The sequence below is a fragment of the Paenibacillus sp. EC2-1 genome (assembly GCF_049311625.1).
Classification (GTDB): domain Bacteria; phylum Bacillota; class Bacilli; order Paenibacillales; family Paenibacillaceae; genus Paenibacillus_AQ.
The window spans coordinates 352,476-378,825 of record NZ_CP186006.1; the positions used below are offsets into that span (position 1 = coordinate 352,476).

At 42.6% G+C, this 26,350-nt stretch carries 23 protein-coding genes; 16 read left to right on the top strand and 7 right to left on the bottom strand.

Going from position 1 to position 26,350, the window contains the following annotated elements; translation table 11 throughout:
- The 7 genes from ureC (at position 1) to ACK8P5_RS01825 (ending at position 7,281) form a co-directional block, all read left to right on the top strand.
- Positions 1 to 1,713 carry an urease subunit alpha gene (gene ureC / locus ACK8P5_RS01795; protein WP_422659297.1) on the top strand — a complete coding sequence of 571 codons (1,713 nt, stop codon included), beginning with the start codon at positions 1 to 3 and terminating at the stop codon, positions 1,711 to 1,713.
- A 72-nt stretch (positions 1,714 to 1,785) separates the two neighbouring features.
- On the top strand, positions 1,786 to 2,229 hold the full coding sequence (locus ACK8P5_RS01800) for an urease accessory protein UreE (RefSeq protein WP_422659298.1): 444 nt from the start codon (positions 1,786 to 1,788) through the stop codon (positions 2,227 to 2,229).
- Positions 2,171 to 2,911 carry an urease accessory protein UreF gene (locus ACK8P5_RS01805; RefSeq protein ID WP_422659299.1) on the top strand — a complete coding sequence of 247 codons (741 nt, stop codon included), beginning with the start codon at positions 2,171 to 2,173 and terminating at the stop codon, positions 2,909 to 2,911. Before ACK8P5_RS01800 ends, ACK8P5_RS01805 begins: the two co-directional genes overlap by 59 nt.
- Before the next feature lie 311 nt (positions 2,912 to 3,222).
- On the top strand, positions 3,223 to 3,858 hold the full coding sequence (gene ureG / locus ACK8P5_RS01810; RefSeq protein WP_422659300.1) for an urease accessory protein UreG: 636 nt from the start codon (positions 3,223 to 3,225) through the stop codon (positions 3,856 to 3,858).
- Positions 3,833 to 4,660, top strand: a complete 828-nt coding sequence (locus ACK8P5_RS01815; protein ID WP_422659301.1) for an urease accessory protein UreD — start codon at positions 3,833 to 3,835, stop codon at positions 4,658 to 4,660. The genes ureG and ACK8P5_RS01815 overlap by 26 nt, the downstream gene beginning before the upstream one ends.
- Before the next feature lie 48 nt (positions 4,661 to 4,708).
- Positions 4,709 to 5,770 (top strand): DMT family transporter, encoded by a 1,062-nt coding sequence (locus ACK8P5_RS01820; protein ID WP_422659302.1) that lies wholly within the window; start codon positions 4,709 to 4,711, stop codon positions 5,768 to 5,770.
- A gap of 257 nt (positions 5,771 to 6,027) precedes the next feature.
- On the top strand, positions 6,028 to 7,281 hold the full coding sequence (locus tag ACK8P5_RS01825) for a mechanosensitive ion channel family protein (RefSeq protein WP_422659303.1): 1,254 nt from the start codon (positions 6,028 to 6,030) through the stop codon (positions 7,279 to 7,281).
- 86 nt (positions 7,282 to 7,367) lie between these two features.
- Here ACK8P5_RS01825 and ACK8P5_RS01830 read toward each other — a convergent pair whose 3' ends face one another.
- Together ACK8P5_RS01830 and ACK8P5_RS01835 are read right to left on the bottom strand one after the other, a co-directional pair.
- Positions 7,368 to 8,150, bottom strand: coding sequence for a LytR/AlgR family response regulator transcription factor (locus tag ACK8P5_RS01830; protein WP_422659304.1), 783 nt, complete (start codon positions 8,148 to 8,150; stop codon positions 7,368 to 7,370).
- Positions 8,122 to 11,085, bottom strand: a complete 2,964-nt coding sequence (locus tag ACK8P5_RS01835; protein ID WP_422659305.1) for a histidine kinase — start codon at positions 11,083 to 11,085, stop codon at positions 8,122 to 8,124. Before ACK8P5_RS01835 ends, ACK8P5_RS01830 begins: the two co-directional genes overlap by 29 nt.
- A gap of 159 nt (positions 11,086 to 11,244) precedes the next feature.
- Between ACK8P5_RS01835 and ACK8P5_RS01840 the strand changes: the two genes are divergently transcribed.
- The 3 genes from ACK8P5_RS01840 to ACK8P5_RS01850 all read left to right on the top strand — a co-directional run bounded on the left by ACK8P5_RS01840 (position 11,245) and on the right by ACK8P5_RS01850 (position 17,037).
- On the top strand, positions 11,245 to 14,616 hold the full coding sequence (locus tag ACK8P5_RS01840) for an S-layer homology domain-containing protein (RefSeq protein ID WP_422659306.1): 3,372 nt from the start codon (positions 11,245 to 11,247) through the stop codon (positions 14,614 to 14,616).
- A gap of 222 nt (positions 14,617 to 14,838) precedes the next feature.
- Positions 14,839 to 16,062, top strand: a complete 1,224-nt coding sequence (locus tag ACK8P5_RS01845) for an amidohydrolase (protein WP_422659307.1) — start codon at positions 14,839 to 14,841, stop codon at positions 16,060 to 16,062.
- A gap of 24 nt (positions 16,063 to 16,086) precedes the next feature.
- Positions 16,087 to 17,037 carry an NAD(P)-dependent alcohol dehydrogenase gene (locus ACK8P5_RS01850; protein WP_422659308.1) on the top strand — a complete coding sequence of 317 codons (951 nt, stop codon included), beginning with the start codon at positions 16,087 to 16,089 and terminating at the stop codon, positions 17,035 to 17,037.
- Positions 17,038 to 17,137: 100 nt separating this feature from the next.
- Here ACK8P5_RS01850 and ACK8P5_RS01855 read toward each other — a convergent pair whose 3' ends face one another.
- A complete protein-coding gene (locus tag ACK8P5_RS01855) occupies positions 17,138 to 17,359 on the bottom strand; it encodes a hypothetical protein (protein WP_422659309.1) in 222 nt (73 codons plus the stop codon).
- A gap of 167 nt (positions 17,360 to 17,526) precedes the next feature.
- On the opposite strand from ACK8P5_RS01855, the gene ACK8P5_RS01860 reads away from it, so the two are divergent.
- The 3 genes from ACK8P5_RS01860 (at position 17,527) to ACK8P5_RS01870 (ending at position 19,694) form a co-directional block, all read left to right on the top strand.
- A complete protein-coding gene (locus ACK8P5_RS01860) occupies positions 17,527 to 18,009 on the top strand; it encodes an RNA polymerase sigma factor (RefSeq protein ID WP_422659310.1) in 483 nt (160 codons plus the stop codon).
- Positions 18,006 to 18,614 carry a zf-HC2 domain-containing protein gene (locus tag ACK8P5_RS01865; protein WP_422659311.1) on the top strand — a complete coding sequence of 203 codons (609 nt, stop codon included), beginning with the start codon at positions 18,006 to 18,008 and terminating at the stop codon, positions 18,612 to 18,614. The genes ACK8P5_RS01860 and ACK8P5_RS01865 overlap by 4 nt, the downstream gene beginning before the upstream one ends.
- 135 nt (positions 18,615 to 18,749) lie before the next feature.
- Positions 18,750 to 19,694: an alpha/beta hydrolase gene (locus ACK8P5_RS01870; RefSeq protein WP_422661340.1), complete on the top strand. Its 945-nt coding sequence runs from the start codon at positions 18,750 to 18,752 to the stop codon at positions 19,692 to 19,694.
- Between the two features lie 168 nt (positions 19,695 to 19,862).
- On the opposite strand, the gene ACK8P5_RS01875 is transcribed toward ACK8P5_RS01870, so the two are convergent.
- The gene (locus tag ACK8P5_RS01875; RefSeq protein ID WP_422659312.1) at positions 19,863 to 20,039 is read right to left on the bottom strand and encodes a hypothetical protein; all 177 of its coding nucleotides are present in this window, start codon (positions 20,037 to 20,039) and stop codon (positions 19,863 to 19,865) included.
- Positions 20,040 to 20,565: 526 nt separating this feature from the next.
- Between ACK8P5_RS01875 and ACK8P5_RS01880 the strand changes: the two genes are divergently transcribed.
- From ACK8P5_RS01880 to ACK8P5_RS01890, 3 genes are all read left to right on the top strand, one after another.
- Entirely contained in the window at positions 20,566 to 22,137 is a 1,572-nt protein-coding gene (locus ACK8P5_RS01880) for a glycosyl hydrolase family 28-related protein (protein WP_422659313.1), read from the top strand.
- Positions 22,138 to 22,592: 455 nt separating this feature from the next.
- Positions 22,593 to 22,793 (top strand): cold-shock protein, encoded by a 201-nt coding sequence (locus tag ACK8P5_RS01885; protein ID WP_422659314.1) that lies wholly within the window; start codon positions 22,593 to 22,595, stop codon positions 22,791 to 22,793.
- Positions 22,794 to 22,857: 64 nt separating this feature from the next.
- Complete coding sequence (locus ACK8P5_RS01890; RefSeq protein ID WP_422659315.1) at positions 22,858 to 23,085, top strand: DNA-binding protein; 228 nt, start codon at positions 22,858 to 22,860, stop codon at positions 23,083 to 23,085.
- A gap of 58 nt (positions 23,086 to 23,143) precedes the next feature.
- Here the strand turns inward: ACK8P5_RS01890 and ACK8P5_RS01895 are convergent, their stop codons facing one another.
- The 3 genes from ACK8P5_RS01895 to ACK8P5_RS01905 all read right to left on the bottom strand — a co-directional run bounded on the left by ACK8P5_RS01895 (position 23,144) and on the right by ACK8P5_RS01905 (position 26,265).
- Complete coding sequence (locus tag ACK8P5_RS01895; RefSeq protein WP_422659316.1) at positions 23,144 to 24,064, bottom strand: aldolase; 921 nt, start codon at positions 24,062 to 24,064, stop codon at positions 23,144 to 23,146.
- Between the two features lie 106 nt (positions 24,065 to 24,170).
- Positions 24,171 to 24,296 (bottom strand): paeninodin family lasso peptide, encoded by a 126-nt coding sequence (locus ACK8P5_RS01900; protein ID WP_422659317.1) that lies wholly within the window; start codon positions 24,294 to 24,296, stop codon positions 24,171 to 24,173.
- Positions 24,297 to 24,315: 19 nt separating this feature from the next.
- Positions 24,316 to 26,265, bottom strand: coding sequence for an asparagine synthase-related protein (locus ACK8P5_RS01905; protein WP_422659318.1), 1,950 nt, complete (start codon positions 26,263 to 26,265; stop codon positions 24,316 to 24,318).
- Positions 26,266 to 26,350: the final 85 nt, after the last annotated feature.

The following is a 26,350-nucleotide window of genomic DNA, read 5'->3' on the forward strand; positions in this document are numbered from 1 at the left end:
TTGAAATACAGTAGACAGCAATATGCTGCCAATTACGGTCCAACGGTTGGCGATAAAGTTCGCCTCGCGGATACGGATCTATGGGTAGAAGTCGAGAAGGACTACACCGTTTACGGAGAAGAGTCGATGTTCGGCGGCGGGAAAGTCATTCGTGAAGGTATGGGACAGAATGGTACGAACACTCGGACTGAGAATGTTCTCGACCTTCTTATTACAAATGCACTTATTCTTGATTACTCAGGAATTTATAAGGCAGATATCGGTGTGAAAGATGGTTATATCGTCGGCATCGGTAAAGGCGGTAACCCAGACATTATGGATGGAGTTACTCCGAATATGATCGTTGGCGCAGCTACAGAAGTCATTGCTGCCGAGGGCAAAATTGTTACGGCTGGCGGAATTGATACCCACGTGCATTTTATCAATCCGGATCAGATTGACGTGGCTCTCGCTAATGGGGTAACAACCTTGTTCGGCGGTGGGACTGGACCAGCGGAAGGATCTAAAGCGACAACCGTCACTCCAGGTGCATGGAATATAGAAATGATGTTAAAAGCAGCTGAAGGCTTTCCAATTAACGTTGGATTTCTAGGAAAAGGCCACGCTTCGTCTCTCGCTCCTCTCATCGAACAAATCGATGCGGGTGCAGTCGGTCTGAAAATTCACGAAGACTGGGGAGCAACACCAACATCGATTGATCGCAGTCTGACAGTAGCAGACGAAGCGGATGTGCAAGTTGCTATCCACTCGGACACACTGAACGAAGCAGGATTTCTTGAAGATACACTTCGTGCCATTAATGGCCGGGTCATTCACTCTTTCCACGTCGAAGGTGCTGGAGGCGGACATGCTCCAGATATTATGAAGATGGCTGGTCAGCCGAATGTTTTGCCTTCATCAACGAATCCAACAAGGCCGTTCACGGTAAACACGATTGATGAGCATCTGGATATGCTGATGGTCTGTCACCACCTTAAGCACAACATACCCGAAGATGTCGCATTCGCGGATTCAAGGATTCGTCCGGAAACGATTGCGGCTGAAGATATTCTCCACGATCTGGGCGTGATTAGTATCATGTCAACGGATGCTCTTGCGATGGGACGGGCTGGGGAAATGGTTCTTCGCACATGGCAAACGGCAGACAAGATGAAAAAACAACGTGGTGCACTGCCTGAAGAGAAGAACGGATCCGATAATATTCGTGCTAAGCGGTATGTAGCAAAATATACAATTAATCCCGCGATTGCACAGGGCATCTCGCATGAAATTGGTTCCATCGAAGAAGGGAAATTTGCCGACCTTGTTCTGTGGGAGCCGAAATTCTTTGCCGTGAAAGCCGATCGAGTCATTAAAGGTGGATTCATTGTTTCTGCGCAGCTTGGTGACCCAGGTGCATCTATTCCGACACCACAGCCAGTGATGTATCGTCGTATGTTTGCCGCTTACGGAAGTGCGATTTCTAGTGCCAACATTACCTTTATGTCGAAGAGAGCGATTCAGCAAGGAGTGCCAGATAAACTTGGCTTGAAGCGACGCATTGGGGCTGTGAAAAATTGCCGTAATATCGGCAAGAAGGATATGAAGTGGAATGACGCGACGCCGGATATCGACATCAATCCAGAAACGTACGAAGTTAAGGTGGATGGGGAACTTATTACGTGTGAACCGTTTGAGAAGCTCGCTATGGCCCAAAAATATTTCTTGTTCTAGAAGAAAGGTTCAAGTGCGCGGAAAGAGATTCGGATTAGGTACTATTGCACGAAGTTAAAGGAGGGCAAAAGGATGGTTATTACAACGACAAAAGGAAATCTCAAGGATTATACGTCTTCTAATAAAAAGATTGATTGGATTGAGTTGGAATGGGAAGAGCTCAATAAGCGAATCTTGCGCAAACAAACAGAAGGCGGTAGCGATGTCTCTATATCACTCGATAATGGAGGTCATCTGCATTATGGAGATGTACTGTATGAAGATGAGGATACCTTGATTGCCATTCGTACAAAGCTGGAGAAGGTGTATGTCATCAAGCCGAAGACGATGAAGGAAATGGGGAAGGCAGCTTTTGAAATAGGTAACCGTCACACGCCTTGTATTATCGAGGATAATGAAATTCTGGTCCGTTATGATCATACGCTTGAGAAATTAATGGATGAAGTGGGGGTTACCTATGAACAATCAGAGCGGAGGTTCAAAGAGCCCTTCAAATATAAGGGACATCAACACTAATCCGTGGTTCCTTCATCTTATTCAAATCCATGATTCCGCGTTTCCAACCGGTAGTTTTGCGCATTCCTTCGGCATGGAAACCTATATTCAGGAGGATCTCATTCGTAATGAAGATGATTTAAGAGAATTTTGTGAAATGTATGTTCGTCATAATCTTGCTTCAACGGATGCGATCCTTGTTAAGGAAGCCTATGAACTAGCAGGAAAGTTCGACAAACAAGGGCTTATCCACCTCGAAAAGATATGTCATGCCATCAAGTTATCTCCCGAGACAAGGAAGGGTAGTGCGATGATGGGTAGGCAATTTCTACATATGGTATACCCATTACACGAAGAAGAATTGCTTAAGTTCTGGTATGAACAATTAAAAAGCAAGAAAATCAAGGGTCATTATCCCGTGATATACGGCATATATACGGCAACTTTAGGCGTGGATCTGAAGATGGCGGTTGAAACATTTCTCTATTCATCCATAACAGCACTTGTTCAAAATGCTGTCCGTGCAGTTCCTTTGGGGCAGATGAGCGGAGTCAAAACGACCTTCTCCTTACTACCTGTCATACAAGAAACGGCAAGGCGAGTCATGACGCTAGACTTGGACGATCTCGATAACAATTCTATTGGGCTTGAGATTGCATCCATGAAACACGAATTTCTTCATTCACGTTTGTTTATTTCATGATATGCACGGATATGTCAAGGTGCACAGTAGGTCATTGTTGAGGTGAAGGTCCTTCAAATCCCCTTCACCAGTCAACAACGTACCTTGATACGTAACGGACTCATATCTAGCTAATATCATTTCATGATACCGGGATATACTTCTTTTCATATGGTTGCACCCAGATGAGAAGAAGTGGCCCCTTAAATGAGGTCCTAAGATGATTATACTGGATTCTCTCAGCGTATCCAAATGAGTGACTTTTAATTTTTGTAAGCATAAATAGGCCGAATTGAGATTTTAAATCATGTATAGACGAGGAGATTGTGAATATGAGAACAATACACCTTGGCATTGGTGGACCCGTTGGTTCCGGTAAGACAACGCTTGTCAAAATCCTTTCAGAAGCACTGAAAGATCAATATAATATCGCTGTTATTACCAATGATATTTACACGAGAGAAGACGCTGACTTTCTGATCAACGAGAAGGTTCTTGAACCCGATCGCATCATCGGTGTTGAGACGGGCGGTTGCCCTCATACCGCAATACGTGAGGACGCGTCAATGAATTTCGAAGCCATTGATGAATTGAAACAGCGATTTGAGAACTTGGATATTATCCTGCTAGAAAGCGGCGGCGACAATCTATCGGCAACTTTCAGTCCTGAGTTAGTGGATGCCTTTATCTATGTAATTGATGTTGCCGAAGGTGGAGATATTCCGAGAAAAGGTGGCCCTGGTGTTACCCGTTCCGATTTACTTATCGTTAATAAAACGGATCTTGCCCCTTACGTTGGCGTAGATCTTGACAGAATGAAGAGTGATACGAAGAAGTCTAGAGGCGAAAGACCATTTGTTTTTGCAGACATTAAAACGAAAAAAGGCCTTGAAGAAGTCGTTTCCTGGATTAAATCTGATTTATTACTGGAAGTGATATCGGATGAGTCTGCAAAACAGTTCAATTAAACGGCTGAATCACAATGGCTCTTTATCATTAACGTTTAACCATCGCGGGAACAAAACAATCATGATGAATTGTTACCAGACTCCCCCGCTTAGAGCGAGTAGAGCCATGTATCTTAATCCTGCTAAGCCATCTGAGGCAACGGTATATATGGTTGAAACGTCAGGTGGCCTTCTGGCAGGGGACCAAAATCAATTTCAGATCGATGTCCAAGAAGGAGCACATGTCTGCCTTATTCCACAATCTGCGACCAAAATCTATCCTTCATATAACGGAATATGGAGTACGCAGAATATTGACGTGACGATCGGCACAGGTGCTAGTCTTGCATGGAAAACAGAAGCAGTTATCCCGTTTGAAAGTGCAAAATTTAGTGGGAAAACGGTTGTTCATATGGCACAGGATGCTGCGCTTCTGTGGGGTGAGATTCTATCTCCAGGCCGTGATAAGCGGGGAGAGCAATTTCAATATCATGATGTAAAAACAAATTTTCAAGTGTGGATGGATGAGGACTGTTTGATTTATGACGCCCTCTTATTTTCTCCTGACCACATGAATCTTGGACAACTAGGTTTGCTAGAAGAACATTTATATATCGGATCATTGTGGTGTGTGTCTCCTAAGCTACAGCAAATGGACATCCGGGAATTAAATGAAAAACTTCAGCGGTTTGAACATATTCAGGCAAGTGCCGCGCTGCTTGAAGGAAAAGCAGTGAATGTCAGATGGCTGGCGTCAGACTTGGTGTTATTAAAACAAGAAATGAATAACACATGGGATGAGCTTGCCACCTACTTGGCATGATCTTGCGTAAATGCCTATACAATCTAAAATATATTGGGAGTGAAAGATTTGGTTAGTAGTAGTATTCAAAATAATGTTCAGGTGGGACAGCGCGGAGCATCCAATGCTCGGGCCTATGTGCTCCTCTTGATCGGTATCGCTGCACTCGCATTTACTGCCCCTTGGGTAAAATTATCGAACTTCGAACCAGCAACATCAGCGATACTACGCTGTTCGATTGGGCTTTTGGCATTACTCCCATTTGCCTTTAGAGAAGTGAAAAAGATCGGTGCACTCAACAAAAAAGGTATTCTTCTTTCAATTCTTGCAGGATTGTTTCTCGGAATTGACTTCACAGCATGGAACTATTCCATTTTCTACGTCGGATCGGGTATTGCCTCGATTTTGCTGAATCTTCAGATCATTATTTTGCCGGCGCTTGCATTTTTATTTGACCGGGAAAGAATCCCTAAAACTTATTTTATTATTGCTCCAATCATGATATTAGGTGTAGTCATGTCTGGTGGTGTGTTTGATGGTGGTGGGACTTCGGAAGGGCCAGCCACGATCTATGGAATGAATATTGCTATTCTTGGAACGATTGCTGGTATGGTATCTGGGGTGTGTTACGGGATTTACCTCTATACGAGTCGTAAGGCAACTAAAGTGAATATGGGTCAGATTGTCCAGCCTATGGTATGGGCGACAGCTGCTCAGTTAGTGGCTCCTGTGATTTTCATGACCTTTTTCTCCGATCGCGGTTTTGATCTGACTCACGGAGTTTTGGTCAATGGTGCACTTCCAATGAATCCAGAAACGACCCTCGGTGATCCGATTACTGCAATGAACTGGGTATGGATGCTTGTTCTGGGTATCGTAGGGCAAGCTATCGCATGGACATTTGTTCAGTATGGTTCCGTTCGGTTGAATTCGACCATTGTTGCGGGACTCCTGTTGCTTAGTCCAATTTCTACGGTTGCTATCATCTCTATTATCCTATTTAGTGAAATACCGTCTGTTATTCAGATTCTGGGCGTCGTTGTAGTCCTTGGAGCGGTAGCCTATCAGAATAATCTGCACGCGGGAATCATGAAGAAATTTAAAGGGGAAACATCGGCAGGATTACCCTAACGAGTAAAGTAACGATTATTAAATTTAAGTTCTATTATTTCTATTATTATAGAAGCTTTATGAAATTATCGGACAGTAACACAGTCGCATGTCATCAAACATAGCTAGAAAGATCCAGCGAAAGCTGGGTCTTTTTTTGTGCAAAGTTTTCTTGAAAATTACTTAGCTGCTTGGGTATATGGATATCGTTCGCATTTGCGAAAGCACAAAAACTACACTATAATCTAGGCTAATCCACACATCGTTAGGAGGAAATGATGGATTTTATAAAAAATCAACTAGATGGCTATGGACTGAACGAATCTTTAACGGGTGTTCTATCAAATCTGATCATGGCTGTTTTTATAGCTTTGATCTGCATATTAGCTAACTTTATCACCAAGAAAATTGTGCTGAAGTCGATTACGCATATCATCAATAATAACCGGTATACGTGGGACAATATTATTTTGGAGAAACGAGTATTTCATAAGCTTTCACATCTTGTCCCAGCCATTATTATCTATTCTTCGGCCTCTATTTTTCCGTTCTATCAAACTGTAATTGAAAAATTGGCCGTAACTTACATCATTATCGTAACGATTACGGTGTTTAGTGCGTTACTTAATGCTGTTGAAGCTATTTATCGTACATTTGAGGTTTCCAAGATCAGACCGATTAAAGGATATATACAGGTGACAAAGATCTTCTTGTACATTATTGGTACGATTGTGGTGATCTCAGCCCTTATCGGTCAGAACCCTGTAATTATTCTTAGCGGACTTGGTGCCTTATCAGCTGTTCTGATGCTGGTCTTTAAGGACTCTATACTAGGTCTTGTCGCAGGTGTCCAGTTATCATCCAATGATATGGTTCGGGTCGGAGACTGGATTGAAATGCCTAAGTATGATGCAAATGGTGATGTCATTGATATTACACTGAATACGGTCAAGGTCATGAACTTCGATAAGACCATAACGATGCTTCCAAGCTACGCCCTGATTTCAGACTCCTTCAAAAACTGGAGAGGTATGCAAGTATCCGGTGGGAGAAGAATTAAGCGAAGTATCCAGATCGATACGAGCAGCATATCTTTTTGTACCCAAGAAATGATTGAGGAATTTCAAAAGATAGATTATCTTTCGGAGTATATCACGACAAGATTGGAAGAAATCCATACGTATAATATAGAACATGAGATTAATATGGAGAGTAACGTCAACGGTAGACAGCTAACGAATATCGGTGTGTTCAGGGAATACATTCATCAGTATTTGAGAAATCATCCTAAAATTCATAAGGATATGACGCTGATTGTTAGACAGTTAGCGCCTGGAGATAACGGGCTGCCGCTAGAGATCTATGCATTTAGCAATGATATTAACTGGGCGGCGTATGAATCACTTCAAGCTGATATCTTCGATCATATTTTTGCAGTTGCGCCGACATTTGGTCTTCGTGCCTTCCAGAATCCTACGGGCCACGATCTTGTTCATTTACAAGAGAGTAAAGAATATTCGCGTGAGTATTGAAGACATAGAAAAGGCCTGCCCTTATTAAAAGGTCCCGCCATCGTTAGATAATGCTAACGAATGGGGGACCTTTTTGGATGTCTATATTAATAAGTAAGTGAATCAACCGGCTCAAAGCGATAAGCCCATAAATACCCTTTCGACTCTAGAAGAGAGGAGTCTGATTGCTCTGCTCCTTCAATGATAATACTGTTGTTAGATTTCATGATGTATCCATCATTCATTCGTTCGATGACGATGGGAATGTCTAGCTCCATGAACAGCTGCCGCATGCGATAGATGGTATTGTACAGATTCGAGAGCGCACGCTTTTCCTCTACATTCGTCCAGAGATCATCGACAATTCTCCATTTGTAGCACAATTTATTCTCATGAAGTAAGAAATAGAAGAACAGCTCCTCCGTTATACGAGTAGGCCATTTAACGAGTTGCTCGCCCTTTTTGACATATGATTCTCCATATAACTGGACATGCAGCTCCTTTTTACTCGAGAGTTTGGGCTTCTGGCCATAGTATTTCTGAAGGCGCTCATCTAGCCGTTTAACCATATTTAAGGTCATTGGCTTCAGGATATAATCGATGGCTTGTACACGAAAAGCCTGTACGGCATATTGCTGGTGAGCTGTTGTAAAGACCACGGGCACGTCAATACCTTTCTCCACAAGGCTTTTAGCGAGCTCGATTCCTGTCATCCTCGGCATTTCAATATCTAGTAAGATGGCGTCCACCTCAAGCTTCGGTATTTCTTCTAACGCATCGAATGGCGATGTAAAACAACCTACAATTTGAAATGGGCCATAGGTTTCAAGCAATCGTTCATGCAGGTTTAATATCGGTTTCTCATCTTCTACGATGATGATCTTCCACATGTTCTTGTCCCTCCTTCAGGGGAATGGTTATATCAATGGTTGTTCCTATGCCTGGTACAGAACTGATCTCAAGGCGTCCATGGGTGAGATCATGTACGCGGCGGCGTACATTCGTAAATCCGATGCCGCTATGCGCATTCGCTCCCTCCATCAGCTGGATACATTGGGTCGTGGACATGCCTACACCATCATCGGCAACCTGTATGTTTAGTAGTGAGCCTTGTTGAGAAATCGTAACCTGAACATGTCCTGGACCTTCTTTGTCGAATAGGCCGTGGCGAATCGCGTTCTCAACTAAAGGCTGTAAGAGCAGGCTCGGGATCCATACGTTCTCTGCTCTAATGGATGGGTCGATGTCATAACCCAAGGTTAATCGTTCACCAAATCTAGCCTTCTCTACCTCTACATAAGCCTCTATCGTTTCCAGTTCCTTCTGAAGAGAGGAGAACTGGGCATCCCTACTCGTTTCAAATATATATCGTAGATAAGAACTGAGCATGGTTAGAAGATAAGCTGCACGCTCTCCATCGGTGTAGCAAAATGAAATAATATTACTGAGTGCGTTGTATAGAAAATGCGGCTTGATCTGCGTCTGCAGAAAGGCCATTTCATAATCTATTGCTTTATGCATAAACAGCTTTGTTTGTTCCGTAGCATTCAGGCGTGCCATCAAGGTCTCTGTCGAAAAAGGCTTCATTAAATAGTCATTAGCTCCAGAATCAAAGATCATCTCAATATGTCTAGGATATTCGGAAGAAATCATCATCAAGATTGGCAGTTCCATTAAGGAGGCTCGTATACGGATTTGCTGAAGCAAATCCAGACTGTTCATGTCGCCCGGAATAATATCATCAATGACCATCATCGCGATTTCTGGATGATTATCGTAATATTCAAGCGCATCCTTCGCCGTATAAGCAACTCGGACCTGGTACATATCTTTGAGCATTCCCCTTATAACTTCTGCATGAACCACATTGTCTTCCACGAGCAGGAGGGTCTTTAGCTCTCGCTCTTCTTGGGACAACGCAGGGGGGATGTTGTAATCGTGCTCTTCTGCATGAGTGGGCTCTTTATAGTCGCTGAAAGCAAGTCTGACGGTGAAACAGATGGCGTTCTGCATACGTTCATATGTAATACTTCCGTTCATCTGCTGAATCAGCTCTTCCGTCAACATGAGTCCCGATGAGCTTTGGCGTTCATCATTCATTGTTGTCCACTCGCGTGAAGCTGCTACTTGAAGCAGAACATCGTTACCAACCTGTTCGGATGTAATGGTTAGGATGTCTTCCGCAGTTTCATGGGATATTTCTGTCATGACGCGGATAAGTATTTGTGTCAGACGCTGCTCATCGGCCCATACGTAAAGCTGATTTGAAATATGTTCGTTTATTTCGATTTTCTTCTTCGTAAATGTAAGCTGCATCAATTGAATGACATGAAGCATGACCATCCGTAGATTGGTTGAATGAAGCTGGACTGCATAATCATCAAATCGCAAGCGAGTAAAATCGTGAAGATCTCTCAGTAAATAAACCATGTTCCCCATGAGTTGCTCAGCGATGTATAATTGCTCGCTTTGCTTCTCGTAATTCTGTTCACGGGTAATCGTCTTCATTAAATGAATGGCATCATGCAGAGGTCTTTGCAAATCCTGTGTAGTGACTTTCAAAAAAGCATCTTTCGCATCGTTTGCTTTCTGCAGTTTAGCGGTTAATTGTTCCGATTCCTCAGCCCGATTCATTAGACGGATGCCAAGAAAGATATTCATGGTCATCATAAATCCGATCAACCCGATTCTGTTCAGATCATTGCGACCCGTAAAATACAGGTTATCTGATGAAGAACTTATAGCGAATATGGCTAGAAATAGAAGCATGAGCATGAGGATGATTGCTTCATTTTTCCGTATGTTAATTCGATCTTTGACCGTCAAATAAAAGATGCGAATGATGATGCTGAGGAACAATACATCATTGTAGTAAAAGAACAGGTACTGTGCGCCTGATACCGTTCTGGCCGGGAGAACGGCATTTAACAATGCATAGACCAGGAGCGGGAGAATAAGCAGAAACAGCGTTTTTTGCTTCATAATAGAAGGAATCATTTTAGTAATAAAAACAATAAGCAAGAGTGATGTCAGGAAAGTAAGGGTATCTTGCAAGCGAAAATAGAGTTCGAAAGGAAACGACGGGAACTGATGGATTAATAGTCGCTCTCCTCGCAGTACAATAACAAATGCTAAGAGCAGAAAGTGCAGTCCGCTGTACAGAAAAGCTTCGTCCTTCGTTCTTAGTAAATAGATGGTTAGATGGAACACACTGAACAGCAATAAACATAAAGTCGCGGTCCATTCCAGTGAAAGATCCTGATTCACATCTTCCTTCATCAGTTCGGCATCACCGATATCAATCGGTAGCACGATACCGCCTCTAGTGTTGTAGAAATTGGATGCATGAATGGTGATAAGTAGCTGGCGTGCGTCTGGTTTAAAGTACACCTCATAAGCTGGATTCTCCGGTAAGGTATCTTGCTTATTCTCCGCGACCTTCCCTTTTTCCGATATGGGAATCCCATCGACATAGATCGTGTGAGCGGACCAAATATTCCGAACACGAAGTCCAATCTCAGACCAGGAATCGGGTAGATATACAATTAATTGATAGGTTCCCCACTGCACGTTGGATGCCCAAGGGCCGGGCACCTCTAGATTATGAGCTTCACCGTCAAAATCTGCTGGGGAGACAAATGAATCGGCTGTGAACTTCCAATCACCGGCTAACGACACGGATGGTGAATCTGACAGTGCTCTTAGGTCTAGCACACCGTCAACGGCTTTGATCTTGGCGGGATTTGCACCTTGGTCACTAAAAATCATATACAGAATGGCAATTAAGGCACATGCGACACCTACGTAACCAATCCATTTTTTCATGATGTCACGCCCCTATGTTTCACACTTCTGTGTGTTTAAGATTTCTTTTAAAGCTAACAGATGATATCGGTTGTGTTTGAGAGATTTTTGAGAGATGTCTCTGATATTTTTATATTAGAAATTTTTAGAAGTTACTAACTTACAGAATAGGTGGAACAAATGAAGAAAAAATGGATTTCAATGATCGTGGCATTCGTGTTCATTGTTGCGAATACTTCAATGGCATATGCACTATCACCGGTAGCAGAGGTCTACTACAATGTGGGAACAAGTTCATATGACTCTAGTGATTTTGAGAGTCAATTAAATGAAGCGGTTAAAGCTAAACTGATTGCCGCAGGCGTAAATCCTAAGTATGTGTCTATTATGGATGCGAGCGCAGACCCAGCAACAGTAACGGATACAACATATGTACATTCCGGTTACGACAGTTGGTATATGGGATATAACGAACCGCTTGTTGAAACGGCGGATTATAATCATGTTCAGATCTCTAATAATGGAAAAACGTTGACCTTTTACGGTTATACCGAACCTGCTTATAAGGATTTCATGCTGACAAGTGGAAGTCCTACAGGTAAGAAGATCATCACTTTCGACATGGATGAGTCCAAAGTGGACTATCACAGTATGGAAGGCGGAGGTTTTCTATTCAATACGAAGGTTGATGTTGACGGGAAACTAAGCGGTTATGCCATTTTATATGTGCAAGGTGCTGTGAAAGTTTATAAGCTGAATGGGGTAGATCAAAAGCTGCTGCATAATGAGACTGGAAATCTCTTGAGTGGGATGGATGGCGTCTCGGAAATCGGTCATTATACCAAAGGCTCAGCAACGAACCACAGCATTAAAATTGTTGCAACCGGTACGAAGGTGAGCATGTGGGACAACGGTGAATCCATTATTAATGGATTGACCCTTGATACGGAGTACGGGGATGAGTTTGGTCCAATCGTTAGCCATGTAAGTCATAGCTGTGGAATCATCTCGATTTTTGCATTTGATAATATGAAATTGTATTCGACTTCTACCAAGACGCTGGATGTGGCTGTAGACAATATCCGTTGGGAGCCAAATGCACCCTTGCGTTATGTTGTGAATATTAACGATGATCCTAGCGTCAATCTGGATGGAGGAACGAACCAGTCTGCTCTAGGCGGCTCATTCAATAACAATGGCGCGCAGTATGTGGGCGTAACAGATGCCACTTATACAGAAACGGATCAAGCTTTTATTGACAGCCTTGCTCATGGTGGGCTGCATGTCGACGCCGGTCCAACCAGCACAGATATCATTAATGCCATTGCTGATCGGATCGTTAATCAGATTACTACGAATTATAAAGATGCTATCTTGGCAATCGAAACAGCTGAGAATAAGACAGATGTGAAGTTTAATGGTGGCGATTCGAAAGGTGCAGTGCAGAACAATCTCACACTGGAACAAGACGAGGGTGTAACAACAGTCTGGTCCTCTGACCAGCCATCGATCATCGCACATGACGGAACCGTGACGAGACCAGTTATTGCTCAATCAGGAACGTACGTAACATTAACAGCGACCATGACTAAGGATGGACTTACCAGTGAGAAAACATTTACCGTCTATGTGAAGGCAGCAGAACCAGCTCCATTAAAGACGCTGTCTGCTACAGCAGGAAATGGCCAAGTAACCTTGAAATTCCCTGCTCTAACAGGGGCTACAAGCATTGTTGTAGAGCAGTCTACAGATGGTGAGACATTTACGCCGGTAAGTTCACTTGAGGAGCTGGATGCTTCCTCAACGAGTGCAACCATAACGGAATTAACGAATGGTACAACCTATTATTTCCGATTGAATGTCGGATCTGGATTTTTTACAGGCGTGTCTAATGTTATTGAAATTGCACCTTCACAATCTTTGACTACGTTGTCGGCTACAGCAGGAAATGGTCAAGTGACCCTGAAATTCCCTGCATTAACAGGGGCAACAAGCGTTGTTGTAGAGCAGTCTACAGATGGTCAGACCTTTACACCAGTAAGCTCAGTTGAGAAGCTAGATGCTTCTTCAACGAGTGCAACCATAACGGGATTAACGAACGGTACAACTTATTATTTCCGCCTTCAAGTTGAGTCAGGTCCGAATGCAGGCGTGTCCAATGAGATTACGATCAAACCTATGGCACCGCCAGTAACGGTACCTTCAAACCCTGAGACTTCTGCTCCTGGACCTTCTGTTCCTGTAGTTCAGCAGCCTACCATGAAGACGGAAGTTATCGTATCCGATTCAGCGAATGGTGGTAAAGTCGTTCAGGATCCCATCACCAAATTAATCGGAGACAACTTGAAAGTATCCGGTAAAATTAAATCGGCAACCGGTCAAGAACTTAATTTGCCGAGTGTGCTTATGAGTAAAGATGGAAGCTTTGCGCTTCCGAAAGTAGCGCCAGGATCTTATATTCTGTCTTTGAATGTAACTGCACCTAATGGAGAGAAGCTGGCTGGTCCTGCTGGCAAGCTCATTGTCGATAGTAACGGAAATGCTAAGTTATCTATTGATCTGGTCGATCCATATGGAACGATTCTTGATGAGGTAACAGGTGAGCCCGTTTCAGGAGTAGATATGAAATTGTACTGGGCAGATACGGAACTGAACCGTTCCAAAGGAAGAGTCCCAGGCACAGTGGTTAAACTACCAGAGTTGCCGGACTTCTCGCCTAACAAAAACCATAACCCGCAAATCAGCACAGACAGCGGTCAATACGGCTGGATGGTATATCCGGATGGAGATTACTACTTCCTAGGTGAGAAGAATGGATACACCATGTTTGATAGCCGTAAAGATAAGCGTGAAGAACGCTTTGGGCATGACAGCTATATTAAAGGTGGCCTCATCCATGTTGGTGAGACTATCGTAAAATTCAACTTCTCCATGCAGCCGAAAGTAAAAGCAGCAGGGGCGCATAAACCATACATGGTAGGCTATCCTGATGGTACATTTAAGACAGATCGTGGCATTGTCCGGTCTGAGGTCGCTGCGATCTTGTCTCGTTTATATACACCGGCAGCGAGTTCGAAGAAAGTATCTTACTCCGATGTAAATGCTAAACACTGGGCAGCCAATGCAATCACGAAAGCAACTAACAACAAATGGATGGTTGGGTTGGGTAATAACACATTTAAGCCGAACAAGCAGATTACTCGAGCTGAATTCGTCCAAATTCTCACGAATTTGTATTCATGGGATGCAGCTCAGGAAAGTTCCTATACAGATGTAACGGGACACTGGGCTGAGAAAGCTATTGCTACGGCTGAGAAGCAAGGAATCTTGTTCGATTATACGGAGAAGACATTCCACCCGAATCAGCCGATTACAAGATTAGAAGTGGTTCGAATCTTTAATCAGCTGCTTGATCGTCAACCGTGGGATATTAAGGTAGCGCAGAAGTGGACGGATGTTCCGGAGACGCATAACAATTATTCGGACATTATGGAAGCATCGATTCCACATCCATTCGAGCTGTTTGAGACTGGAATTGAGAATTGGAAGTAGAATTGATTTCATGAACAAACTAGTTCAGCACAAATTTAATTAACATCTATAGTATTTAATTGAGCTCAGCCATATGTAAGTGGCTGGGCTCTTTGCTATCCCTTTACTTCCGTTATCAACTTGACAGATACATCTGAAATAATGAAGATAGAGGGCAAGGGAAACGATTGTCCCGGACTTGCATGAACAGAACAGTCTACTAGGGGAAGGATGAGTATCCAATTGAATGAAGCTTATTGGTTAATGAATGTCCGGTTGGAGAGCGGATATCGATATGAAGCAGGTCTAGTTACAGAGACCGTGACGGAGCAATGCCATATCTTAATTGAAAACGGTTACATAAATAAGATTATCCCATACACTACAGCAGTGACTGACAATCTGCCGAAGAAGGACGCGGCAAACCTGCTGGCGCTGCCTTCATTTATTGAAAAGCACTGCCATCTGGATAAGACACTACTCGGCGATTCGTGGAGAGCAGTACGACCTGCCTCAAGTATATTTGAACGATTCGAAATCGAGAAAAGTGTGCTTCCGACTTTACCGACATCGCTACAAGAGCGGGCTGAATCGTTGCTAGGCCAGTTGCTGCAAGCGGGTTCCACTCACATTCGTACACATGTCGATATTTATCCGGAGGTGGGACTAAAACATCTGGAGGCCGTTCAAGAGGCACTATCCACCTACGATGGGAAGTTGTCGCACGAGATCGTAGCGTTTCCGCAGCATGGTCTGCTCCGTACCAACAGTGCGAATTTGGTCAGAGAAGCACTTCGCCATGGAGCCGGATTGGTTGGCGGTGTTGATCCGGGAACTGTAGATGGCGATATGGAAAGATCACTGCAGCAGATGATGGATATCGCGGTCGAAGCGGACGCCGATGTAGATTTGCACCTACATGATGGGGGGCATATGGGTCTTGCGACCATTAAGCGACTTGCTGCACTCACGGAAGAAGCAGGCTGGCAGAGCAGAGTGTCGGTGAGCCATGCTTTCGCTCTGGGAGATATGGCTGGAGCGGAAGCGGATGAAGTCGCGCAGATGCTTGCTGAACTTGGCATAACAATTATTACGAGCGTGCCGATTGGCAGGGCCATCCCTCCGGTTAACTTCCTTCATGAGAGGAATGTACCTGTAGCCGTGGGGTGCGATAATATTTTTGACTCGTGGTCTCCTTTCGGAAACGGAGATATATTGGAGCGTGCGGGCCGTTTGGCAGAGCGTTTCGGAAGAAGCACGGAACTGGCATTGGCTGAAACTTTAGGGTTTATTACAGGTGGAGTTACCCCGCTGAACTCAGAAGGAGAGCAGGTGTGGCCAAAAGTAGGAGACGAAGCGAGCATGGTACTCGTTGAAGCAAGCTGCTCTGCGGAAGCTGTGGCGAGAAGGGCGAAGCGCCAAGCTGTGATGTATCAAGGGAATATTGTTTCAGGTACACTGGATTAATGAAGTGAGAGGGTGTGCCTAGCCATGAAAGCTGCGATTATTAAGAAATATGGTAAACCAGAAGTGCTACATATCAATGAAGTGGATGAGGTTTATCCTGATCGGAACGAAGTGAAGATTCAAGTGCGGGCAAGTTCAGTGAATCCGGTTGATTTCAAAACCAGATCGGGAAGCATATTCTTTATGTCAGGTTTTAAATTTCCAAAGGTGCTTGGGTCCGATTTCTCTGGGGTCATCACCGAATGCGGTGCTGGAGTCAAAGATTATGTTCCTGGGGATGAGGTATTTGGATTTACCAATGCCGTTACAGAAGGGGGTGCATATGGCCAGTTTCTATGCGTTAACACCTCGATCATTGCGAAAAAACCAGCGAACTTCAATTTTCTTGAAGCAGGGGTTATTCCGCTTGCGGCCTCGACCGCTTATCAAGGTCTCTACAAAGAAGGGGGAATGGCTTCGGGGATGCGAATCTGCATAACGGGTGCCACCGGCGGAGTGGGTCATCTTGGGGTGCAGATTGCCAAGGCTGCGAACTGCCATGTTACAGGAATCTGCCATTCTCGTAATAAGGAGCTTGCTCACCAGTTTGGATGCGATGAAGTACTTCCGTATGACCAGATTCAGTTGGAGAAGATGAACCAGCAGTTTGATCTTATTTTCGATGCCGTGGGCAAATATAATTATTTCACCTTTAGGCATTTACTGAACAAGGGCGGTACTTATGTATCCACCGTACCCTCGTTTTCCACTGTGTTCAAGCCACTCCTATCTTCCTTATCAAAATCTAAAAAGGCGTGTCACTTTTGGGCAAAATCCAAAACGGCGGATTTAACCGTGCTCTCTCGTCTTTCAGAGCAAGGGGCATTAAAGCCCTTTATAGAGAGTGTTTATACTATAGAAGAAATTGCAAAGGCGCATGCCCTAAGTGAGACTCAGAAGGTCAGAGGGAAGATAAGTATTGAGGTTGATTTCTAAAATAACAGAATAACCCATAGGCAGAGACTTCACTACAAGTCTCTTGCATACGGGTTATTTTTATATAAGGTGTAATAGTGTGGCAGCGTAAATTCAAAACTTAATCGTCCTCGGGTATACGCTCAATCGCGGTAAAAAACACATCCAAAAGCTCTTTATCAAACGTATCTCTTATGTATGCTCTAATCAGGTCTAATTCTTCCTTGGTATCGTACTCCAGGCATGCTCGTCCCTCGCACCATAACACTCTGCATGGATATTGCTGCGCTACTTGCTCAATCACATGATCCTGCTCTACACATTCACGGATAGCTCCTGTCAATTCTCTCACATCCTATGATCTAGTGTTATTTCCGGCTATAAGCGTTGTTATCTTTATTATTCAAATTTTAAATATTTTTTCGACGACATTTGTCACATATGATATTTTTAAAATCGGTTGTAACGTTTATCATCATTTACGGATATATAACTTGAGGAGGTGAACAGATGCAGGACACCGAGGAATTATACAGGGAATATTCGACCCAAGTTTATAAATTCGTATTTAGTCTTTGTCATCATCATTTGTTGGCAGAAGAGATCACCCAAGAAACCTTCTATAGAGCGGTAAAGTCGATACATAGATACGATGGAACTTGTAAAGTATACGTCTGGCTCTGTCAGATTGCGAAGCATGTCTGGTACCAAGAGCTGGACAAGCAGAAGAAACGACCCTCTGACACATTAGAAGACCCTTCTCTAACGGATTCGTATACGACGGAATCACAATTTATTTTGGCTCAGGACAAAATGGAGTTATTCAAACAGCTTCATCTACTTGATCCGAATACGAAAGAAGTGTTGTACCTGCGTTTGACCGGAGAGTTTACCTTTCGAGAGATTGGAGAAATTCTCGGAAGGGATGAAACGTGGGCGAGAGTTACCTTTTACCGGGGAAAACAAAAATTGATGAAAGGAAGATTATCATGAAATGCGATATGATTCGGGATCTATTACCATCCTATATTGAGAAGCTTACCTCGCCATATAGTAATGAAGAAATCGAGAAGCATCTAGACTCCTGTGAGGCGTGCCGCCAGTTTCATAGAGAGATGAGCGATGACGTAGCTTTTGGTATGCCTGTTATGGATCAAGGAGAGGCAGAAACCGTAAATTATTTGAAAAAAGTGAAAAAAGTGAACAAGAGGAAGCTTATTCTCTCGATCTCTACGGTGCTGATACTGGCTGCAGCTGCGATTTGGCTGTTTGCTATTGGGACAGGGGTCTCGTCTAAAGATGTAGATATTGCGTATAAGAAAATAGGTAGTCGACTGGAGGTTCATCTTGCTTTGGGGAACGGCAAGGACTTGCTGGTCTCAGGAAAAAGCAAATTTATTTACGATGAGAATGACAATGTTATTGGGCATGAATCAAGGTACATTCCTAGAGGTGTGCTTCATAACCCGCTTGATAATGTTGGTAACGAGTTTACGTTAGGGACGGAGATCCGGAATGAATCGGATTATACACAAACCTTGATTATCGAATTTAAAGACAAAGAGATGACGTTTATTAATGGCGTGTTGGTAGAATGAAGGGTGCTGTCATAGCTTTAAATTGAAGTTTACAGATCTGAAATGGTTGATCTCCAGATATATGTTATATTAGGCCAAGTAACTGCGTTTTAACGAATATAATATACATTTTGGAGAGAAGAGAGCTTGAATAAGATGATCATCGGTATGACGTCCGCAATTGTATTGTTGTTCGTAATCCTTATCGCAGCAAGTTTTTATTTCTATAACGTAGCTATTGCTAGAGCCTCGAAAGACTTTTTGAGTGAAAGCCCCGATCTACAGACCAACCCTGAGATTCAAGAGATGCAGGATAGCATTAGTGCAGACAAGGCATGGTGGGAGAATCAGAACTTCGACCGTTGGCATATGGATTCGGATGACGGAATTCCTCTGCAAGCATACTACTTGGCTGCGCCCACGCCTTCTGATCGAACGGTTATTATCGCTCATGGATATGCTGGTAATGCTACTCAAATGAATGCCTACGCTCGAATGTATTATGAGAGACTCGGATATCATATTTTGTTGCCAGATGCTAGAGGGCATGGTGAGAGTGGTGGAGATTATATTGGTTTTGGCTGGCCTGAGCGTAAGGATTATATGAAGTGGATTGAACGTGTGCTAGAAGTGAACGGAGAGGATACGCAAATTGTTCTCCATGGTGTCTCGATGGGTGGAGCGACGGTGATGATGACAAGTGGTGAGGACTTACCCTCCAATGTCAAAGCCATTGTTGAAGATTGTGGTTATACCTCGGTGAGAGATGAACTGAAGTTCCAACTAACTCGGATGTATCATTTACCTGCATTCCCGATTCTAGAGACAACCAGCTTGTTAACCAAGATTCGAGCAGGCTATTTCTTCGGGGAGGCTTCTTCTCTTGAACAGATCAAGAAATCGAAGACACCGACCTTGTTTATCCACGGAGATATGGATACATTTGTACCGACAGAAATGGTCCAGACCTTGTATGAGAATAGTCCGGTTGAGAAAGAGCTGTACGTTGTGCATAATGCGGGACATGGAGAGGCTTACCGAATGGACTCGGAGGAATATGAGCGGATCGTGTCTGATTTTATCGGAAGATTTGTGAAGTAGATGCTAAATATAATAACCATGACAGCGCATGCCGAAATTTGAATGGCATGCGCTGTTTAGGTTGGTTTGGAGTTTGGAATTCGTATAATGATTAGGGCGCATAACGTTTGGCTTTATGCATCCAAAAAAGAGCACCATCGTTGGTGCCCTTAGGCTTTCTTAAGGCTTCTAATGATAATTGCCAGATTCATTTTCGCTGAATTTGCCATTGCTATCATGCTGTGCTTGCTTCCGGCGGTCATTGCGAGCCTGTTGTTTCTGCTGAGCATCGAGGCTGTTTACAGGTGTTTCTTCTAATGCTTCCACCGTGTTGATCAGGTTCTTATCTGGTTGATTCGTACTCAAATGGATAGGCCTCCTTGGATGTTACTTGGTTATGAATGTATTATGTGTTGGCTTCTACTTAACTATGCCCTTCTTGTGTAAGTTTTGGTGAGTTACGCTAATCGGCATAACATGATTAGAAACTTAACCCATTGCTTGTATTTAGAATTAGAGGCAAATCAATAGTTCTTCGATCTAGATGGAATGTAACCAAGAAGATAGGGGATGACGAATATATTTAGATGAGCTTTTTTGTGACAATGTATTTTCATAAAGGAAGGAGAGTGCACTATAAAAATACAGAAAAGGAGTGACACATGTCATGACAAGCTCATATTATGGTACACGAGTACCAATTGCTTAAAATAAATCAGATCTTTTAAATTTAGCTTAGGGTAACTGGGTAACTTCAGAATATCTTTTTAACTGAATTCAATTCCCATTCCAATAGCAATAGTTATGTTGAGCAGATCGTTCGAAATAGTGAATATCTGTTGGAGACAGTATTAACGTTTATCACTATTGAAGAAGGGCAGTGATAAGAGTGGTGAAATTTATTGATTTGAATTGGGGGACAATATTGGGTTTGTTTGGTGTTTATAATATTAAATATTATGGAGCAAAAGGAAATTATGATCCCTTGACTAAATCTGGCGAGGACGATACAAATGCTATTTTAAAGGCAATTGAAGCCGCATCGAGTGTCTCAGGTAAGGTTTTTTTGCCACCTGGGAAATATAAGATAAATAAAAGTATTCTTATTAAGCGTGGTGTGCAATTTATAGGGGCTGGAACAAAGCATACTTTTATTTATGGGACATTAGGTGGTGAGTATAATTCAAATAAACCTGTATTAATTGCTCAGTCTGAAACGCATATTGAAGGTATAAATATACCTAAATGTGATATGGGTGTTGGAATTAATTTTGAAAGCACCAGAACGTTTGATGTAACTATCACTAACAATTTCTTCGATCATTTATTTGTTGGTGTTTATGTTAATCAGGGCTTTCGATCAATTCATGAAGATATAATAATTTCTCACAATCGATTTGAGCGTAACACGTATGCTGTGATGGTTGATAGAATGCAAAACTCTAAAATTTGCTTTAATATTATGAACCTAAACACTAGAACTGGAATTCAATTTTATGGAGGGAACAGGAATCTTATCTCACATAACCGTATTTTTAGTGGGGTTACTGGTATTAACTTTCTGGCCACAAAAAACTTAGCTTCTTCATTAGGTATGATCTACGGAAATATTATAGCCCATAATCATATGGAGAAGTTTTCTGAGGAAGGAGTCGGGTTTGATGTTCGTGGTAATGATTTCGTTAACGGTGGAGCTCAAGAAGTAGATACAGTGTCCTCTCTGTTTACAAATAATGGGGATTATGGAGTAATCTTAAGTAGTTTGAGCTGGACCGGAGTCGGAGGTCCCTATGCTGGGTATTTCATGTCTTTCTTAACAGGTAATCAGAAAGGAGTCTGTTGGACGATTAAATCTCAAACAGATGGACGATTTATCTTAGAGGGGATGTCAGCAGCTATTCAGGGAACGATCTCTGTAGGAGATAAAATTCTTATAGGAATACAGGCCGTTGATAATCAAATAGTAAACAATTGGATTAATTCGCCTAGTGGGACTGCTTCAATCTCGCTGTGGGGATCAAGTTATGGTACCATAATCCAAGGAAATCAGTGCATCGGGAAAATTTCTGTATCTTCATTACATGGAATCGGTCGAAGTGGATCTGTTGTCACTCCTCCGAATGGAGACTCCTTGCCAGCGCCTTGTGAGAATAATCAAATAAAAGATAACAAAGTGAGTCGTGGGAATATTCATCTTGAGATGAAAAGATACGGTAGTGCAGCTCCTTATTATTCTATCGGCAATATTGTTGAAGGGAATATTATACAAAATGGAAGTATAGTGTCGGAATATCAGGATGATTTAATTCGTGACAATATCATTATAAACGGTACTCTTATTTATGTAGCACAAGTACGTCCCTTTTTTCCAAAGAAGGGTGATAGTTACTATGACAAAACACTAAATAAACCAATATGGTATGATGGTACAAACTGGAGGGATTCTATAGGTGATATAGTCTGAGCTAGTATATATTCTATTTATTAGAAGTTTATTTAAAGTGGACTATATGATAACAACAGTCTTAATTTCTTGAAACCAATAGTTTCAATATTTTAGCAAACGTTAACTACAAGATTCATGTTTAAAAATTGTTGTCTACCGTATCAGTGATAAGGTTTGTCATGAAAAATAGTAACTAAAAACAAAAGTATGCCGGCATTTCAGGATGAATGTTTGCTGAAAACTTAAATTTACCATTTTTTATATAGCCTAAAAGAGTATCTATATAACTTTACATGTGCTATAATCAGTATATCGAAAGCGATCACCTAACGAATTCACATAGCGTAGAGGGTTATTCTTGAGACGACAATAACCTTGTACCATATGTGAATTTTTATTTTTTTAGAGATTTTGTAAGAGATTTTTTTGGGATAAGAATGGCATGTAATTTAAAATTAGGTGGTAATTATATTATGCAAACAGGTACAGTGAAATGGTTTAACGCGGACAAAGGCTTTGGTTTTATCGAGGTTGAAGGCGGAGAGGACGTATTCGTACATTTTAGCGCAATCGCTGGTGACGGATTCAAGTCTCTGGATGAAGGACAACGTGTAGAATTTAACGTGGTTCAAGGCAACCGTGGCCCACAAGCCGAGAATGTTGTAAAACTCTAGATTTGAGAAATGATCCCCAAACGTATCGTTTGGGGGTTTTTTTATAGAAAGGTGGCGGATATTTATGCAGGTGTTTGAGGACTGGAATTTAAAGGTGAAGAAAACATTCAACGCTACAAGTAACAAGGAAGTATTGACTGTGTCTGAAGCGGGGAGCTTGCTTGGTCTATCTAAAGACCAAATGAAAAGCTATGTGGATCAACATAAGTTGACTAAAGTTCCGATCATGAGAAGTGTTCACAGGTACCTTTTGCTGAAGAGTGAAATTGATAAGATTCTGAAGAAGATCTAATATAATGTTCATAAATAGGATAGACCAATTGCAAAAACCCGCTCAAATGAGCGGGTTTTTATTCTTGAATGGCATCAAGCACCATGGTAGTTAGTTGGTTCACAGTATGCTCATTTATTGGCCGCTGAAGTTCGTACATATCAATATGGCTAGCTAAGCGGGCTGTTGTGTCAAAATGCCATTTTGTTAACCCACTATCTTGGAGGAGGGATTTACGGTATGTATGGCGATATAGAAGGGGTAACCTCTCTAACTTCTGAATCGCTCGAAACTGAGGCTGACCACAGTCAGTCTTGATGAGTTCAAATATACCGGCTAGCGGGAGGGTATCGGAGGAGAAGTGGGATTCCACAGGAATCGCGAATTTGGTCTCGCGTTCGAACAGTGGACGGAATTGATTCGAATCCATACCAAAGGTATCGAGACTTTCCTGCCAAAGCTTCTGTTGTGGATAAGCGGGTGTTACATAGGGAATATTCTGATCATCCAGTGTAACGGCAATAACGTCATCCGTTAATAGCTGGTAACCTTGTTGCAGAAAAGACGAAGCCAGCGTCGATTTACCGTGTCCGGAGTGACCAACGAATGCGTATGCTTTTCCGTTAATGACAATTGCACTACCGTGCAAAGGTAAGATTTTTCGCTGCATCAAAATAGCACCCATACATGTTCCAAGCACATATAAGCGGATTTTATCTTCCTCGGCATCCTTTTCGGGGGAAATCGAAATGGTCGTTCCATTTTCTACAGCAAAAATAGCTAGATCAGGAATCCTGAACATCACCATATTCTCCGTACATACGAATGTTTTCGATTCGATCGAGAGCTCTGACCATTTGTTATTTAAATTGGCGTAGCAGATCACGATATCGGCGTTATGATCAGGGTTACCTAGTTGCTGTACCTCTGGTAAGGGGATAGCGCTATGTATATAATGCCCAAAGGCCGTATATAGGTTTTTGTTAAGAGTCTGAGTCACGGTCCTCACTCCAATGCTCAAATTACGTTATAAAAAAAGGATAGCCCGTATACCCATCAAGGCGTATAGGGGCCGTGGTTACTTAGGAGATAATAGCTTTTAAGGCTTAGCTGAAGTTTGTGATTTCGTCCGGATCTGGTTGAACTCCGTCTGGAATTGCTTTACCAGGACCAGCCATCGTCATGTTAACATCAAGAACTTCCAAAGTGGGAACATTCCATTCTTTTTTCATATGTATATTTCACCTCCTTTCAAAAGTTTTTCTGTAGAAATCGATATAGGATTAAACTGCGCATTAACAGCTTAATGGGCGGTTGATAGGCTTGATCAGGCTCTAAGCCATGACGTGCTTCTGCTAGAGCATCGTGGATGACAGACATATTTACAATTTGCTTCATTCGAGAATCGTTGCTCATTTCATCAAGTTCATTAATAAAATCAGGCCAGTCATTTAATAATCTGTGGATAGAATCAGCTGCTTGTATCCCTCTTGTTCGTTGATTTAGCCTTATAGTATCCGGGAGAAATCCTTCTGTAGAACGCCGAATTAAAGCTCGATCCATACCATCCTGAACGAATTCCTTCATAGGGGTTGAAAGGCAGAAGCGGATAACCCGCAGATCATTAGTTGGATCATGACTCCACACCGAGTAACGAAGAGAGAGCTTGCAACCACTTGTTCCAGTGATACTCCATATGTTTATTCGATTAAAATGCTGCCTTCTTGCCTCTAACGGATCTTTTGGTACATCCACAGTAGAGCCGATTCCAATGAATCTTGGGTCACTAAGTTTATCAAATATACCGGTTTGTTTAGCAAAATCCGTATGAATTACTTGCGGAATATCTGCAAAAGTAGGGGGAGGCTTTAATCGGTCAATTACGGGAAAAGCTTTACGTCCAACCATGGAATAGATTCGTTTACGACCGAGTCCCATGTTCCCCCCATACCGACGAACTTCCCTTGTTAGACGCAATAGGTTGAGTTCCTTCATGAGTTTAGCGTAATAGTCGATAGCAGAACCCCAAGAAATGCTGTAATTCCCTCTGGCTCCGTTAAGGAGAATGCCGATTCCACGCTGCTGAGCTTGTTCATAAATCCCTCGTAACCAAAAGGTATTATCAAAGAACTTATAAGGTGACTCCATGATATCGAGCCAATCATCGATTTCTGAGAAAGAGCTTCGTCCATTGAAATTTAAGTAATTTTCGTGAATATTTCCGACATACTGAACCGTCTGCTCTATGAGAGGCCTTTCGTCTGCAAGTCTGCGCTTGGGTGTCCAATCCACAAATCCATCCTCTGGAACATAGCTGAAAGTATGAAGTGTGCGGTTATCTTTCTGCAGAGCTTTGGCAGCGAAGCTGGCAACAGAACCTGAGTCCAACCCCCCGCTAAGATGTGCCCCTATATTCAGCTTCGTCCGTCGAATCCTTGAGTTGACCGCTGTATGGAATACTTCCTGAAATGCCTCCACATATTCTTGCGATGACGCAAGCTTCAAAGGAATTACATCTGAAAGGCTGTGGTATCTGGTTATGGATACTCGACCATTCTTAATGGATATGGTATGAGATGGCGGAAGCTGCTCAATATCTTTATAGATTGAAGTTGCCACATCTGGTGGTTCGAAGACACCAGTGATCGCAAGAAATTCAGCTAACCATAGCTCGTTAAGCTCTTTATGTATATAAGGCAAGGATAATAAAGGGTTAATAACCGTACAAAAGGAGAAAAGCTCCTTATTCCGGTGATAGTATAGCGTTCGTGCACCAGAGAAATCTCTTGCTCCAAAAAGGGTCTGATTGCGTTCATCCCAGATCACGAAGGCGAAGTCTCCAACAAGTCTTTCCGGCATTTGTTCGGACCAGCGTTCGTAAGCGAGTAGGAGAATTTCACTGTCGGTCATATCGGATCGAAGGACTCTAGAAACCTGTAGCTGTTCCATTAATTCTTCTCGGTTATCAATAATGGCATCTGCTGTAATGGCGAGACCCCGGACCGGATCATAAGAAGGTAATATCTCAAGAGTAGATTGTTCAGTAATCCACTGGGCATGACAGCCTAGCATAATGCGGCCTTTGTTCCAAGTCGCACTTTGATGAGATGGATACTTCCTTAAAGCCTCCATTACAAGTCGGCCATGCTCCATGTTGACCGGTTCTCCATTAAAACGATATATACCGGCAATTGCACTCATTTGATTCCTCCGTTATGCACGTTACAGTTAATCGAAATGTTGATACAATTTGTATCGCAAGATCATTATATAACAAGTATACGAA

Excerpts from the sequence above, each read along its gene's own strand:
- ACK8P5_RS01800 (WP_422659298.1), top strand. The coding sequence starts at position 1,786 with ATGGTTATTACAACGACAAAAGGAAATCTCAAGGATTATACGTCTTCT.
- ACK8P5_RS01805 (WP_422659299.1), top strand. The coding sequence starts at position 2,171 with ATGAACAATCAGAGCGGAGGTTCAAAGAGCCCTTCAAATATAAGGGAC.
- ureG (WP_422659300.1), top strand. The coding sequence starts at position 3,223 with ATGAGAACAATACACCTTGGCATTGGTGGACCCGTTGGTTCCGGTAAG.
- ACK8P5_RS01815 (WP_422659301.1), top strand. The coding sequence starts at position 3,833 with ATGAGTCTGCAAAACAGTTCAATTAAACGGCTGAATCACAATGGCTCT.
- ACK8P5_RS01825 (WP_422659303.1), top strand. The coding sequence starts at position 6,028 with ATGGATTTTATAAAAAATCAACTAGATGGCTATGGACTGAACGAATCT.
- ACK8P5_RS01830 (WP_422659304.1), bottom strand. The coding sequence starts at position 8,150 with ATGTGGAAGATCATCATCGTAGAAGATGAGAAACCGATATTAAACCTG.
- ACK8P5_RS01835 (WP_422659305.1), bottom strand. The coding sequence starts at position 11,085 with ATGAAAAAATGGATTGGTTACGTAGGTGTCGCATGTGCCTTAATTGCC.
- ACK8P5_RS01840 (WP_422659306.1), top strand. The coding sequence starts at position 11,245 with ATGAAGAAAAAATGGATTTCAATGATCGTGGCATTCGTGTTCATTGTT.
- ACK8P5_RS01850 (WP_422659308.1), top strand. The coding sequence starts at position 16,087 with ATGAAAGCTGCGATTATTAAGAAATATGGTAAACCAGAAGTGCTACAT.
- ACK8P5_RS01860 (WP_422659310.1), top strand. The coding sequence starts at position 17,527 with ATGCAGGACACCGAGGAATTATACAGGGAATATTCGACCCAAGTTTAT.
- ACK8P5_RS01865 (WP_422659311.1), top strand. The coding sequence starts at position 18,006 with ATGAAATGCGATATGATTCGGGATCTATTACCATCCTATATTGAGAAG.
- ACK8P5_RS01870 (WP_422661340.1), top strand. The coding sequence starts at position 18,750 with ATGATCATCGGTATGACGTCCGCAATTGTATTGTTGTTCGTAATCCTT.
- ACK8P5_RS01885 (WP_422659314.1), top strand. The coding sequence starts at position 22,593 with ATGCAAACAGGTACAGTGAAATGGTTTAACGCGGACAAAGGCTTTGGT.
- ACK8P5_RS01890 (WP_422659315.1), top strand. The coding sequence starts at position 22,858 with ATGCAGGTGTTTGAGGACTGGAATTTAAAGGTGAAGAAAACATTCAAC.
- ACK8P5_RS01900 (WP_422659317.1), bottom strand. The coding sequence starts at position 24,296 with ATGAAAAAAGAATGGAATGTTCCCACTTTGGAAGTTCTTGATGTTAAC.
- ACK8P5_RS01905 (WP_422659318.1), bottom strand. The coding sequence starts at position 26,265 with ATGAGTGCAATTGCCGGTATATATCGTTTTAATGGAGAACCGGTCAAC.